Annotated in this window: 12 protein-coding genes, 1 tRNA gene and 1 CRISPR repeat array; of the genes, 9 read left to right on the forward strand and 4 right to left on the reverse strand. The window is 54.8% G+C overall.

Annotated elements, in window-relative coordinates; genetic code table 11:
• From cas5b to E3E27_RS04585, 5 genes are read left to right on the forward strand one after another with little or no spacing between them, the layout of a single operon-like run.
• Entirely contained in the window at window positions 1-618 is a 618-nt protein-coding gene (cas5b, locus tag E3E27_RS04565) for a type I-B CRISPR-associated protein Cas5b (protein ID WP_014788230.1), read from the forward strand.
• Entirely contained in the window at window positions 615-2,792 is a 2,178-nt protein-coding gene (gene cas3, locus E3E27_RS04570; protein WP_167773562.1) for a CRISPR-associated helicase Cas3', read from the forward strand. The genes cas5b and cas3 overlap by 4 nt, the downstream gene beginning before the upstream one ends.
• 35 nt (window positions 2,793-2,827) lie before the next feature.
• Window positions 2,828-3,361 (forward strand): CRISPR-associated protein Cas4, encoded by a 534-nt coding sequence (cas4, locus tag E3E27_RS04575; protein ID WP_167773776.1) that lies wholly within the window; start codon window positions 2,828-2,830, stop codon window positions 3,359-3,361.
• A 9-nt stretch (window positions 3,362-3,370) separates the two neighbouring features.
• A complete protein-coding gene (gene cas1b, locus E3E27_RS04580; protein ID WP_167773563.1) occupies window positions 3,371-4,351 on the forward strand; it encodes a type I-B CRISPR-associated endonuclease Cas1b in 981 nt (326 codons plus the stop codon).
• A 10-nt stretch (window positions 4,352-4,361) separates the two neighbouring features.
• Complete coding sequence (locus E3E27_RS04585) at window positions 4,362-5,069, forward strand: PD-(D/E)XK nuclease family protein (protein WP_167773564.1); 708 nt, start codon at window positions 4,362-4,364, stop codon at window positions 5,067-5,069.
• On the opposite strand, the gene cas2 is transcribed toward E3E27_RS04585, so the two are convergent.
• The 3 genes from cas2 to E3E27_RS04600 all read right to left on the reverse strand — a co-directional run bounded on the left by cas2 (window position 5,066) and on the right by E3E27_RS04600 (window position 8,441).
• Window positions 5,066-5,323, reverse strand: coding sequence for a CRISPR-associated endonuclease Cas2 (gene cas2 / locus E3E27_RS04590; RefSeq protein ID WP_014788235.1), 258 nt, complete (start codon window positions 5,321-5,323; stop codon window positions 5,066-5,068). The genes E3E27_RS04585 and cas2 overlap by 4 nt on opposite strands.
• A 515-nt stretch (window positions 5,324-5,838) precedes the next feature.
• Window positions 5,839-6,527: direct repeats of the CRISPR family, unit length 29 nt; unit sequence TTGCAATAAGACTCTAGGAGAATTGAAAC.
• Window positions 6,528-6,657: 130 nt separating this feature from the next.
• Window positions 6,658-7,593 carry a hypothetical protein gene (locus E3E27_RS04595; RefSeq protein WP_167773565.1) on the reverse strand — a complete coding sequence of 312 codons (936 nt, stop codon included), beginning with the start codon at window positions 7,591-7,593 and terminating at the stop codon, window positions 6,658-6,660.
• Window positions 7,594-7,760: 167 nt separating this feature from the next.
• Window positions 7,761-8,441, reverse strand: coding sequence for a thioredoxin family protein (locus E3E27_RS04600; RefSeq protein ID WP_167773566.1), 681 nt, complete (start codon window positions 8,439-8,441; stop codon window positions 7,761-7,763).
• Window positions 8,442-8,574: 133 nt separating this feature from the next.
• On the opposite strand from E3E27_RS04600, the gene E3E27_RS04605 reads away from it, so the two are divergent.
• The 3 genes from E3E27_RS04605 to E3E27_RS04615 are packed head-to-tail and all read left to right on the forward strand — an operon-like array spanning window position 8,575 to window position 10,659.
• Complete coding sequence (locus E3E27_RS04605; protein WP_014788238.1) at window positions 8,575-9,285, forward strand: helix-turn-helix domain-containing protein; 711 nt, start codon at window positions 8,575-8,577, stop codon at window positions 9,283-9,285.
• Window positions 9,269-9,472 (forward strand): DUF362 domain-containing protein, encoded by a 204-nt coding sequence (locus tag E3E27_RS04610; protein ID WP_014788239.1) that lies wholly within the window; start codon window positions 9,269-9,271, stop codon window positions 9,470-9,472. The genes E3E27_RS04605 and E3E27_RS04610 overlap by 17 nt, the downstream gene beginning before the upstream one ends.
• Entirely contained in the window at window positions 9,469-10,659 is a 1,191-nt protein-coding gene (locus E3E27_RS04615) for an NAD(P)/FAD-dependent oxidoreductase (protein WP_206204770.1), read from the forward strand. The genes E3E27_RS04610 and E3E27_RS04615 overlap by 4 nt, the downstream gene beginning before the upstream one ends.
• Here the strand turns inward: E3E27_RS04615 and topA are convergent.
• Entirely contained in the window at window positions 10,656-12,806 is a 2,151-nt protein-coding gene (topA, locus tag E3E27_RS04620; RefSeq protein ID WP_167773567.1) for a DNA topoisomerase I, read from the reverse strand. The two genes, E3E27_RS04615 and topA, sit on opposite strands and share 4 nt — an antisense overlap.
• A 170-nt stretch (window positions 12,807-12,976) precedes the next feature.
• Here topA and E3E27_RS04625 point away from each other — a divergent pair.
• Window positions 12,977-13,054, forward strand: a tRNA-Pro gene (locus E3E27_RS04625).
• The last annotated feature ends 7 nt before the right edge of the window (window positions 13,055-13,061 follow it).

Below are 13,061 nucleotides of genomic sequence, written 5' to 3' on the forward strand. Positions count from 1 at the left end.
ATGATAAGGGTCAAGCTGAGGGCGTGGACTGCCTCGTTCCGCTATCCCACCTTCCAGTCAGGCTACCAGCCGACGCTGCCCGTTCCACCGCCCTCAACGATTCAGGGAATCCTCTCGGCGGCGAAGGGCGAGCCCGTGTATCTAACCGAGCTTCCATACGTCGGCTACGTCTTCAGGAGCGAAGGTAAAGGGCTTGACCTCGAAAAGATCTACGCCCTTGGAAAGGTCGAGACGGACATAATGAGGCGCGAGTTCCTCTACAACGCCGAGCTTTACCTTTATCTCCCCGATGAATGGGAAGAGCACTTCAGGAGGCCCAGATACCAGCTCCTCCTTGGACGTTCGAGCGACGTGGCGACGGTTGAGGAGATAAAGGAGGTCGAGCTTGAGGAGACCGAAGCTCCCGTCGGCGGGACGGTCCTTCCCCTGGAGCTTGGAGTCCCCGGCGTCGTTCACGCCCTCGTCGTCGAGTATGACTACTCCGTAACGCCGAGGAAGGCGAGACTCGTCAGGCCCTTCGTCGTCCTGCCGTTTCCAAAGGGCAAAGCGTCGAAACTGAAACTCCCCTACGACGAGGAACTCGGTGTCGGGGTTTACCTCCACAGGTGGCACGAATGAGACCCTGCTACGCCAAGTTCCTCCCGCACGATTTCCTCGAGTGCCACACCAACGACGCCATAAACGTGCTGAAGAGCATGAAAACCGCGTTCAAATGGCTCGAGGAGCTCTCCCCGCGCGTCTGGGAACTTTCTTTTTATTCCGTTCTCCTCCACGACCTCGGCAAGTGCGCGAGCGGTTTTCAGAGGAATCCAAGGGAATGGGGCTACCGTCACGAGGTTCTCTCGGCACCTTTCGCCTCTTTCCTCGACCTTCCCGAGGACGAGAGGAACCTCATTGCACTCGCAATCCTCACCCACCATCGAACCCTCGACGAGCTTGAGGAGATACTGCCCAGCGGGGAACACCGCGGGGGGTTCGAGGATAAAGTTGAGGAACTCTTTCAGAACAGGGACTACATCGAGGGGATTTTCTTCGAGCGAGTTCCCTACTGGGAGCTGTATTTCTTTGGAAGAAGGCTGGAGCTTTTTAATCCGCCCAAAGACTGGTCGGAGCGCGTCCGGGGCTACGATTTCGACGCTCTTATTAGCTGGTACGAGCGGAACGTGGAGAGATACAGGGAGGAACTGGTCTATCTGAGGGGCCTCCTCAACGCCTCCGACCACCTCGCATCTGCGGGAGAGCTTGAGGTACGCCTTCTGCCTGACATCAGAACGGCGGTTGAGCTTCGGATTCCGGAGGAGGGCTGGAGGCCCCTGCAGAGGGCGGCATGGAACACCGAAGGAAACCTCCTCCTGAGGGCCCCCACGGGCTACGGCAAGACCGAGGCTTCCCTCCTGTGGGCCGACAGGAACGCCCAAAGAACGAGGAAGGGTGTATCGAGCAGGATATTCTACGTGCTCCCCTACAAGGCCAGCATTAACGCGATGCACTCGAGGTTACTCGGTCTTTTCAAGGACCCCGCGCTCGTCGGCGTTCTCCACAGCTCCTCGGGCTTCTACCTCTACTCTTCGGAGCTGGAATACAGGCGCCTGTCTTCCCTCTACAGGAAGATTTACACCCCCCTCAAGGTCACGACGCCTTTCCAGCTCATGAAGCCCTTCTTCGGCGTCGGCTTCTTCGAGATGGGTCTCACCGAGCTGACAGGCTCGCTCCTGATCTTCGATGAAATCCACGCCTACGAGCCCAACGTCCTCGGCATAATCCTGGCGATCCTCGAGCTACTGAAGGGGAAAAGGACAAAGGCAATGGTCATGACCGCAACTTTGCCAGAGTTCCTTGAGAGGCTAATCGAGGAAACGATAAAACCAAGGAAGCTTCAGGCTCCGCCGGAGGAGGCGGACCGCTTCACGAGGCACAGGATAAACGTCGTCGACGGCTCGATGGAGAGCATAGAGGAGCTAATCGAGGAACTCAAACCCGAGGACGGACCGGCCCTGGTGGCATGCAACACGGTATCAAGGGCTGTGGAGGTTTACTCACGCCTCAGGAACGATTACAGCGCGATGCTCCTCCACAGTCGCTTCACGTACGGTGACAGGGAGGAGAAGGAGAAAAAGCTCCTGTCGAACCTCAACGACTTCGACGTGGTCGTTGCCACCCAGGTGGTGGAGGTCTCGCTCGACGTGAGCTTTTCCACGATTATCACCGAACCGGCACCGTTGGATGCCCTGATCCAGCGCTTCGGAAGGGTAAACAGGAGGGGTTTTGGGAACCCGAGGAACGTTTACGTCCTAACCGAGGGCGGGGAGGGGGATAAACGCATCTACCCACCCGAAGTCGTCGGGAGGAGCCTGGGGCTGCTGAAGGAGCTTGACGGGAAGCCCCTGCTCGAGTCAAAGGTCCCGGAGCTTGTGACGCTGGCCTACGAACCGCTCGCGGACAGGCTCAGGGGGGAGGTTCTGGAGTACAAGGCCCAGGCACTCGAACTCTTTGAGGCCCTGAGGCCTCTCAAGAGTGGCGAAAACGAGCGCAGGTTCTACGAGATGTTCAGGGGGCTGGAGGCGATACCCGGCGCTTACCAGGACGCTGTTCTGGAGCTGCTCACCAGGAAACGTTACATGGAAGTTCACCGCTACCTCGTCCCGATTCCCCTGTGGCTCTTCATGAGCGAAAGCGACGCCTTCCACAGGCTCAGCTCAACGGGGCCCGGAAAACACATCATCGTCGCGGAGCTTGAGTACAGTCAAGAACTCGGCCTTCTGAGAGAACCTTCGGGCGGTGAGGTGCTGTGAATTACACCCCGAACTATAACAGTTCGGACCATAAAATTCGTTATACCAATGAGTATAACCCGGCCACCTACCCCCTCGACGAACTCCTCATCACCGGCACAGAGATAAACTACCTCTTCATCTGCCCCACCAAGCTCTGGTACTTCGCTAAGGGCATCACGATGGAACAGGAAAGCGAGTGGGTCGATTTGGGAAGATTCCTCCACGAGCAACGCTACGCCAACGAGGAGAAGGAAGTTCAGGTCGGGAGAATAAAGATCGACTTTATTCGCAGGGGCGACGTCATAGAGATACACGAGGTTAAACTCGGCAGAAGCATGGAGAAGGCTCACGAGATGCAGGCGCTCTACTATCTCTATTACCTCAAGAGGCTCGGCATCAAGGCGAAGGCCGTTCTCCACTACCCGAAGCTCAACGAGACGAAGGAAGTAACTCTCGACGGCAGGGAAGCTGAAATCGAGGAAGCTATAGCAGAGGTCGAGCGGATAAAATCTCTTCCTCTTCCGCCGGAGCCGGTTAAATCTAGAAAATGCATGAAATGCGCCTACTACGAACTCTGCTGGATTTGAGGTGGTCGCATGAGGAAGCGCTCCATAACCCTGCTCTCGGACGGGACGCTCTTCAGGCGGGAGAACACACTCTATTTTGAAAACGAGCGCGGTAGGAAGCCGCTCGCGGTCGAGGGAATCTACGACATCTACGTCTACGGCCACGTGAGCATAACCTCCCAGGCACTTCACTTTCTGGCTCAGAAAGGCATAGCCGTGCACTTCTTCAACCACTACGGCTACTATGACGGGAGTTTTTATCCGAGGGAGAGCCTGAACTCCGGCGATTTGGTCATCAGGCAGGCCGAGCACTACCTCGACCGGGAGAGAAGACTGGAGCTGGCGAAGCTCTTCGTCAGGGGGAGCGCGCTCAACATGGAGCGGAACCTGAGGCGCTGGAAAGTTAATGATGGTTTCTCTGAGGAGCTGGGGGAACTCCTTGAGGAACTTGAGGGGGCGCGGAAGATAACCGAAGTTATGAACGTCGAGGCGCGGATCCGCGAGGCCTACTATTCGAGATGGGACGGGCACCTACCGGAGGGCTTCAAGATAGTGAAAAGGACCCGCAGGCCGCCGGAGAACGAGATGAACGCCCTGATAAGCTTCCTGAATTCGAGGCTCTACGCAACGATAGTTTCCGAGCTATACAACACTCAGCTGGTTCCAACCGTCAGCTATCTCCACGAGCCGGGAGAGAGGCGCTTTTCTCTGGCGCTCGACCTGAGCGAGATTTTCAAGCCGATTGTAGCTGACAGGCTCGCGACGAGGCTCGTGACCAGGAAAATTCTATCGAAGGGGCACTTCAGGGAGGAACTCAACGGCGTCCTGCTCACGGAGGAGGGCATGAGGAAGGTCCTAAGCGAGTACGAGAACGAGCTTTCCAAGAGCGTGAAGCACCCGGAGCTCAAGAAGAACGTGACGAAGAAGAGGCTTATTCGCCTCGAGGCATACAAGCTCATCAAGCACCTCGTTGGCATTAGGGGATATGAACCGCTGGTGGCGTGGTTCTGAGGTGATGCCCATGGGTGAAGTGGAGGAGTTTGCCAGGAGACTCGAGAACTATTTGAGGCACGGGAATCCTCGGGGACCAAAGAAAAGCATACCCATAACACAGCTATCCTTTTGCCCTCTTAAGCTTGCGTTGAGCCTGCGCTTTGACGTTCGTTATTTTGGAACCAAGAACGACGGCCAGATTCTGGGAACGGTGTTACACGCTGGTCTATTGAACACGATAGTTGATTCTTGGGACTACCTGAGGGGCAATCTAACGGAGAAACCGCTCGTTGAAGTCCCTATCCAATACGAACTTGAGAACGGGTGGGTTCTGAGTGGACGGGCCGATCTGGTCGTCGGAAAGCATGTCTTCGAGTTCAAGTTCCTGCACGAGTACCCATATGAAGCGATACCGGAGAGCATTGAGGAGATAGACGAAATACCAGACGGCAGCGTGGTGAAGGCATACGTTGAACAGCTGAATGCGTACCTCCACGTGCTCCCCGACGTTGAAGTTGGGCACCTCTGGATATTCAACAGGAATAGTCTCGTGCCTTGGAAAAAGATACTCGTGGAGAAAAATGGTGAGATGTTTGATGAACTACTAAAGCGCGCAAGAAGGGTTGTAAAGCTCGTTGAGGATCTTGAGAACGGAAACGTGCCAGATAGTTTTGAACCAAGATTCGGCTGGGAGTGCAGGAACTGCATCTACCGACCGATATGTCCAAGGAGTTAGATGATGTCCTCCATCGGGTTCTTCTCCGTGCCGAGGACATCGCGGAGGGGCTGGGAGCGGAGGCGGTAGATTACAACTGAGTCCTCACCCTCGTCTATTATCCCCTTCAGCCCGGCCTTAATCCTCTCGTACTCCGCCTTCGTAACCTCGCCCTCGAAGACGCTGTTCTGAACCCAGTGAAGGTGCTGGCGGAGGAACTTCTTCACGCCATTGACGCGCCTCACGTTCACGTCGTAGACCACGATGATGTACATGGCACCACCTTTTTGAATTTGAGGTCTCTGAATTTAACTTTTATGGCGTATCACGCCTGGAACGCTTTATTCTTTGAAACGGGTCGTTGAAGGGACCAGAACCTCAAATAAGCCCTCCCCCATGCTCTGGAAATCGATTTTTAGGCTTTTTAATTTGTAACTTTTTGTTTCATATATTTCACGATCGCGTAACGAAATATTTTCGAAAAGTAAAACCGAGCCATGATTGGGCCTAGATATGCCACTTCCTTGAGGAGATACGTCCCTTTCCCATTCTGGCATTAGGTGCAGTCTGTTCGCGAATTTACAGCCCGTTTAACCCTTTGCATTACCCTGCAGTGTCCATCGGCCCCGTGGGAAGCTCCTTTCAGGAGCATTCTTTATGTGGGTTAAAGCGCTGAAAAGGCTCGGATTCGAAGCCTGATGGGACCCTTTTTTCCATCGGTTTTCAGAAAGACTTAAATATTCGAAGCCTCTCAATACTCCAATGAGCAAACGGGCAAATTTTCCGCCCGTTGCAATAAGACTCTAGGAGAATTGAAACAAGAGGACCGCGCCCGAGTTCAAGGGTTGGGTTCTCGTTGCAATAAGACTCTAGGAGAATTGAAACCGAGCTCAAGGCGCAGCTAGCGAACATGACGAACAATTGCAATAAGACTCTAGGAGAATTGAAACGTAGGTTTAGGATAACAGACTTGATGAGGTCGCTTTTTGCAATAAGACTCTAGGAGAATTGAAACCTCAAGCATTTCTTCAACCGCAAGTTTGAACTCCTTGTTGCAATAAGACTCTAGGAGAATTGAAACGGGTGTTGAACTGAGCGTCCAGGTTTCCGGCTATGATTGCAATAAGACTCTAGGAGAATTGAAACTTGGTATCGCACCCCTGCCTGCTGTACTTCTCCCAATCTTGCAATAAGACTCTAGGAGAATTGAAACTAGCGTTGGCTATCTTCTCGTTGATGCCGTCAATCCTTGCAATAAGACTCTAGGAGAATTGAAACGGCCGGTGGGCATTGAACTCCTCATATTCGACTTCCTGTTGCAATAAGACTCTAGGAGAATTGAAACGAATCTCAGACAGTTGGATCCTGCGACTATCATAGAGGTTGCAATAAGACTCTAGGAGAATTGAAACCGCGTCTGGAGTATTCACGTCCACGCCGCGGAGGACAGTTGCAATAAGACTCTAGGAGAATTGGAACTCTATAAAACCCCGGCGGAAGTTCGAGGGGGTGTGGGGGACGGAACGTCCCCCGGACAATAAGACTCCAGGGAAACTGGAGACGGCACAACTGCATAATTAATGAACTGGTGGATCACATAAAAACTGAATTAACTGGTCTCAGTTGAAAGCGCCATCTCGACGATTCTCTCGAAGAGCGCCCTGTGGTTCCCGAAGGCCTCGAACATTCTTCCCGAGTAGTTCTCCGAGGCGGTCTCAAGGAAGTGCCGGAGATTCCGGCCGATCTCGTCGCTTATTGGGACGTGGAGCGGAGAGGGCTCATAGTAGTCAAGTCCCTTCATCAAGGCCGTGGAAAAGTACCAGAGCGTCTTTCTGACTTTCCTGCCCTTTATCCTGGAAAAGCTCGCCTCCATGCAGTTAAAGGCCGCGTGAAGGAGCACTATAATGTCCACCTCCACTCCCCCCTCCAGGAGCTTTTTCCTTTCCCGGTCGCCGCGGAGGTCCTTTATCCTGTACCCGCTCCTCGTCTGCTCGTCGTAGGGAACCTCGACGCCGTAGATGCCCTCGACCCTTGGGTCATAGACGAGGACGTCCGTGCCGCCGACTATGTAGAGCCGCCCGTTTCTGGCTTCGATGATGGTGTTTTCAGTGCTCAGAACCGGAAAGCCGTTGGCCATTGCCAGGACGGACATCGTGCTCTTCCCCGTGTGGGGGTAGCCTATGAACAGAACCGCCTTTCCGTTGGGCGTAACGACGCCAACGGAGTCCGTTATGAACAGTCTGCCTACCTTAGCAGCGGCTCTTGCCGCGGCCTGGAGTATGAAGAAAATCGGAGCCTCGTTTCCATAGGCGGAGGGGACCTTTGACTCTATCTTGTACTCGTCCCTTCCCAGGTGGTCGTAGACCGCGCTGAATACGCGGAACTCCTCTCCCTTGAAGCGCTCCACGATGACGTTCGGCTCACCCCCGCTTTCCCCAACGTCCGGAAGGTACCTCCTGGCGAAAAGTCCCCCGAAAGCGTCCTCAAAACCGTCGTCAAGCTCCCCTGTGAAGTGAACATCAACACCGCCTATTCTCACGCCCATTGGCTTCCCCGGTATGGGCTAGAGAGAGGCACTTATAACTTTTCCGTGGGAAGATTGGACGTCAGAAGAGGGGTGCATTAACATGGAAATGAAAAGCCCGCAAAGAATAACAGCCCCCAAACAGCTTGAATAGAGAGTTTGTTAAAGAAAAAGACCAAGAAAACTCCTCACTCGAGGGCGGCAAGAAGCTTCTCCATGAACATCTTCTCCGGGTAGGCACCCTCGAACTGGACCTTGTCCTCGCCGTCCACCTGTATGACTATCTTCGGAACTGCCATGACGCTGTACTGGTCGGCCCACTCCGGATATTCGATGGCCTCGACCATGTCGCCGAGTATCTTGCCCTTGCCCGCGTTGGTGTTCTCGATGGCGAACTTGTGGGCCATTCTAACGGCGAGCGGGCAGTAGGGGCAGGTCGGGGTGACGAAGACGAGTATCCTGACGTCCCTGTCGATCTTCGCCAGCTCCTCCTTGCTCTCGGGCATGAGGTCGGTGCTAGCGTTGCTGACATCGACGATGTCCTCGAGGAAGGCTCCAAACTCGTGGCCGGCCGGAAGGCCGAAGAAGCGAACGCCCATGTCCTTGCCGTCCTGGGTTATCGTGACGGCCGGGGCGCGGTCGATCCTGTACTGCTCGGCTATCTTCCTGCCCTCTTCACTGTCGAAGTCGTGGAACTCGTAGGTAAGCTTGTCGGTCAGCTCTGAAAGCTCCTGGACGAGCTGCTTGAGCTGGTCGCAGTACTGGCAGTGGTCCTTTCCGATGAAACCGATAATCTTAACCGGGTTGGTCAGCTTGGAGAAGAACTCCTCCTTGATGACCTTCTTGTCGTTGTCACTAATCAGTCCCATTCTCAACACCTCCATGCTAAAGGTTTATAACGTTTTGAGCGCAATACTCCCAGGAGTTTAATCTCCGGTTTGCAACCTAAGGTTGAATGTTCACTATATAAGCTTTGCGTCACAGATCTGGGTGGTGTGGGTCATGGCTGAACCGGACATCTTTTACATACTGGGGAACAGGGTGAGGCGCGACTTGCTGAGCCACCTCACCTGCACCGAGTGCTACTTCAGCTTCCTGAGCAGCAAGGTTAGCGTTTCTTCAACGGCCGTTGCAAAGCACCTTAAAATCATGGAGCGCGAGGGAATACTTAGGTCCTATGAGAGGGAGGGACCCTTCATCGGGCCTGCGAGGAAGTACTACGACATAGCCATAGCAAAAACCTACGTCGCCACGGTCACGCCCAACCTCTTTTGGTACCGTGGACTCGACTTGGGCGGCGAGGTTATCAAGAGGACCGAGATAGACATTTCCCGCATTCCGGACGAGCACAGCTCGCTCCTGGAGATGATTCACTCCTTCCACGAGCTCAGTGTGGAGCTTGAAAAGGTTCTTCAGGCACTCAAGGCAGTTGAAACCAGGCGCGATGCGCTGATGAAGGAGATAAAGGAGCGCTACCTCAAGGAGATAGGCGACATGACCCAGCTCGCCATACTGCACTACATTCTCCTCGTCGGCGAGGCAACGGTGGACGAACTCAGCGACAGGCTCAACCTCAAGGAAAGGGAAGTCCTTGTGAAGGCCAGGGAGCTGGACAGGTTCGTACCGTTAATAATAAAAGACGGGGCCATTAAGATTGACGAAGAAAGGCTAAAACAAAAACTCGGCGGTGAAAGTGATGCCGGAGAAGATTAGAGTCATCGTGAACGAGGACAGGTGCTACCTCTGCGGTGGTTGCGCTGGCGTTTGCCCGACTCTGGCCATAGAGGTCCACTCAAGCGGCTGGGAGTTCTTCCAGGACAAGTGCATCAGCTGCAGGATATGCATCAACGCCTGTCCGGTTGGAGCGCTCAGCGCTGAGCCACTGGAGGTGAGCGAATGAAGGAGATGAAATACGACGTCGTCGTTGTCGGTGCCGGAATAGCCGGCCCGATCGTTGCCAGAAACGTCGCCAAATCAGGTTTTTCCGTCCTTCTCATCGACAAGAAGCCCGCGATTGGAACGCCCAAGCAGTGCGCCGAAGGCATAAGCATCAAGGTCTTCGATAAGTACGACATACCCTACGACAGGCGCTTCATCAACCGCGAGATTTATGGAGCAAAGCTCTACTCACCGAGCGGCTACGAGCTTGAGCTCAGGTACAAAGAGGCCAGCGGCGTTATCCTTGAGAGGAAGGTCTTCGACAAGATGCTGGCTTATTACGCGGCCAAGGCTGGAGCAGATGTGCTCGCGAGGACGGAGGCTTTGGACGTCATAAAGAAGAACGGCAAAGTCGTTGGAATCAAGGCCAAGCACGAGGACGAGCCTGTCGAGATCTACGCCGATGTTATAGTTGCTGCCGACGGCGTCGAGAGCACCATCGCGAGGAAAGCGGGAATAAACACCTACGCCCCGCCGCACGAGTTCGACTCAAGCTACGAGTACGAGATGCTCATAGAGGGCTTCGACCCTGACATGATACACCTCTGGTTCGGCAACGAGATAGCGCCGAGGGGCTACGTCTGGGTCTTCCCGAAGGACGAGGACCGGGCCAACGTCGGGATTGGCATCAACTCGGACAATCCAAAGACCGCCAAGTATTACCTCGACAAGTGGCTGAGGGAGAACAACATTCCAGCAAAGAAGCTCCTCGAGATAAACGTTGGCGTTGTCCCCGTTGGTGGCTTCGTTAAGGACCTCGTCAAGGACAACGTTCTCGTCGTCGGAGACGCGGCCAGACAGGTAAACCCGATGCACGGCGGTGGAATGGCCGAGGCAATGGAAGCTGGAACCATAGCAAGCAAGTGGATAGTGAAGGCCCTCGAAGAGGAGAACCTCGAACTCCTGAAGAACTACACGACCGAGTGGTGGGAGACCGACGGGAAGAGGCTCGAAAAGGTTCTCAAGGTGAGGCGCGTCACCGAGAAGCTCACCGACGAGGACCTCGACCTGTTCATACAGATCCTCAGCGGGGCAGACGCCGAGAAGATAGCGGGCGGAGACTACGGAGAGGTGATAAAGGCTCTCCTCAAGCACCCGAAGGTTCTCCTCAGCCCGAGGAGGATAACGCTCCTCAAGGAGCTCCTCTAATTACCCTTTTTCTTCCACTCCTTGCAGTTCATATCCACGCATATCTCGTACTCCCTTCCCTTCTCGCGAATCTTCACCACGGGTGCACCGTTGCAGCAGGTCTTGTCCGTCGGGATTATCTCTCCCCGCTGGAGAAGGGGGTAGGTGACGTCGCATTTGGGCCAGTTGGAGCAACCAACGAAGCGCTTGCCCGTTTTCCTGTTGTAGCGAACGACCAGGTCACCGCCGCACTTGGGGCACTTGCCGAGAACGAGCCCCTTCCCCGTTTTCCGGCCTTCTTGAGCCTTGGAGCTGGCAGTTCCCTTGGGCACCTTCGCAGAGTCCTCCGAAACCTTGGCGGAGTCTTTAGAGGTCGTTACCCCAGTTCCCGTCGTTTCAAGGAGCATCTTACCTATGTCCAGCTCCTTCTCCTTGAAGACCTTCAGGATTTTAATCAACTGCCCCCTGCTCTCCTCGATGACTTCGTCCTTCTTTGCCTTTCCAGCCATTATCTCCTCCATCTTCTCCTCGAAGGCCCTCGTCAGCTCAACGCTCACTATGTCCGGCACGTTCTTCTCGAGGGCCTCCACAACGCGCATTCCTAGAGGAGTGACCTTTATCTTCTTCTTGCCCTCGATGTAGCCCCTGCTGTAAAGCGTCTCAAGGATTTGGGCGCGCGTGGCTTTAGTTCCAATTCCAAGGTCTTCCATCTTTTTGATTACGGCCGCCGGGGAGTATCTCGCCGGGGGCTTCGTCTTCTTCTTCTCGCGCTTTATCTGGAGAACCCTGACCTGCTCGCCCTCCTTAAAGGCGGGCAAAATAACCTCGTCGAACTTGACGTATTTACCATAGACCTTCAGCCAGCCCTCCTTTACGGTTCTCGCCCCGCTCAAAATGAAGCGATGATTGTTGGAGTTTATTATCACCTTCATGCTCTCCCTGACGGCAGGTTCCATGAAGAGGGCCAGAAAGCGTCTCACTATGAGGTCGTAGAGGTTGGCCTCGTCTCTGGTCAGCTCGCCCGGCTTTGGGAGCTCGCCTGTTGGATAGATCGCCGGGTGGGCGGGGTCTTCCTTCCTGCCCTCGACGGGCCTGAGCTTATCCTTTCCCAGAAGCTCGTGGGCGAAGGGCTTGTACTCGGGAAGCTTTGCAAGGTTCTGAAGGATGGAGCGGAAGTTGAGGTTCTTGGGGAGCTTCTGCGAGGAGGTGCGGGGGTATGAGCACAGAGCTCGCTCGTACAGATTCTGTGCAATCTCCAAAGTCTTCTTCGGGGAGTAGCCAAACGCCGAATACGCTTCCCGCTGGAGTGTTCCGAGGTCGAAGGGGACGGGCGGATTCCTCTTCTGCTGTTTGACTTCCACCCTTTCAACGAAGGCCGGCCCCTTCTTCGCCTCCTCGACGATGCGCTTGGCCTCGTCCTCGTCTAGTATGCGCTCCTTTTCATAAACCGCTGTGTACTGCTGGCCATTCTTCTCCAGAAGCATCTTGATGACCCAGTAGGGAGTTGGCTTGAAGTTCTGGATTTCCTTCTCGCGCTCAACGAGAAACTTGAGGGTCGGCCCCTGGACGCGGCCGGTTGAGAGAACCTGCCACTTGCCGCTGGCGCGCTTTATGGCTGAGGTAAGGGCGCGGGAGAGATTGACTCCCCAGTACCAGTCGAGGACGTGGCGCGCTATTCCTGCATCGGCCATTCCGAAGTTTATCGTCGGTTCGAGGTTGTACCATGCCTTGAGGAGGTCCTTCTTTGTTAAGGCAGAGAACTTCATTCTCTTCGCCTTGGCGGGGTCAACGCCGCAGGCGTACTTGAGAGCAGTATAACCAATAACCTCACCCTCGGTGTCGTAGTCGCAGGCAACCACGAACTCGTCGGCCCTCTTTGCCAGGGTGGCCAGGGCTTTGATGTAGTCCTTCGCGTAGCCCTTGCCCTTCTCGGCGACGTAGACGGGAACCCACTCGATGTCGAAGACCGGATAGCCGTAGGTTTTAGTTTTCGGTGCGAGAGAGAAGAGGTGCCCAACTGCAGGAGCTACGATTATTCTCTTCCCGTCTCGGGTGAACTCGTAGTAGCTCACCTTTCCGATGGTCTTCCTGACGGGCTTGCCTTCCGCTAACGCATAGGCGATTTTACGGGCAACGTTGGGCTTTTCCGCTATGATGAGCGTGACCATGACGACACCTTGAGGCGATAGGCAAGTGGATTATAAAAATCCTGCGGAGCAGGCTTTTAGCAAAGATGTTCAGGATTCCACCGGACGCGAGCCTTTGAGAGACTGCGAACTTTTGGTGAAGCTTCAGCGAAAAGCTTAATAAGGAACCCCCCGATGCACCTACCGCGGGCGGGGCCGTAGGGTAGCCTGGTCTATCCTGCGGGCTTTGGGAGCCCGTGACCCGGGTTCGAATCCCGGCGGCCCCACCATAACAGC

Source organism: Thermococcus sp. MV11 (assembly GCF_012027285.1).
GTDB classification, from domain to species: Archaea; Methanobacteriota_B; Thermococci; order Thermococcales; family Thermococcaceae; genus Thermococcus; species Thermococcus cleftensis.

Coding starts and splice junctions, on each gene's coding strand:
- cas5b (WP_014788230.1), top strand. CDS start 1: ATGATAAGGGTCAAGCTGAGGGCGTGGACTGCCTCGTTCCGCTATCCC.
- cas3 (WP_167773562.1), top strand. CDS start 615: ATGAGACCCTGCTACGCCAAGTTCCTCCCGCACGATTTCCTCGAGTGC.
- cas1b (WP_167773563.1), top strand. CDS start 3,371: ATGAGGAAGCGCTCCATAACCCTGCTCTCGGACGGGACGCTCTTCAGG.
- E3E27_RS04585 (WP_167773564.1), top strand. CDS start 4,362: ATGGGTGAAGTGGAGGAGTTTGCCAGGAGACTCGAGAACTATTTGAGG.
- cas2 (WP_014788235.1), bottom strand. CDS start 5,323: ATGTACATCATCGTGGTCTACGACGTGAACGTGAGGCGCGTCAATGGC.
- E3E27_RS04595 (WP_167773565.1), bottom strand. CDS start 7,593: ATGGGCGTGAGAATAGGCGGTGTTGATGTTCACTTCACAGGGGAGCTT.
- E3E27_RS04600 (WP_167773566.1), bottom strand. CDS start 8,441: ATGGGACTGATTAGTGACAACGACAAGAAGGTCATCAAGGAGGAGTTC.
- E3E27_RS04605 (WP_014788238.1), top strand. CDS start 8,575: ATGGCTGAACCGGACATCTTTTACATACTGGGGAACAGGGTGAGGCGC.
- E3E27_RS04610 (WP_014788239.1), top strand. CDS start 9,269: ATGCCGGAGAAGATTAGAGTCATCGTGAACGAGGACAGGTGCTACCTC.
- E3E27_RS04615 (WP_206204770.1), top strand. CDS start 9,469: ATGAAGGAGATGAAATACGACGTCGTCGTTGTCGGTGCCGGAATAGCC.
- topA (WP_167773567.1), bottom strand. CDS start 12,806: ATGGTCACGCTCATCATAGCGGAAAAGCCCAACGTTGCCCGTAAAATC.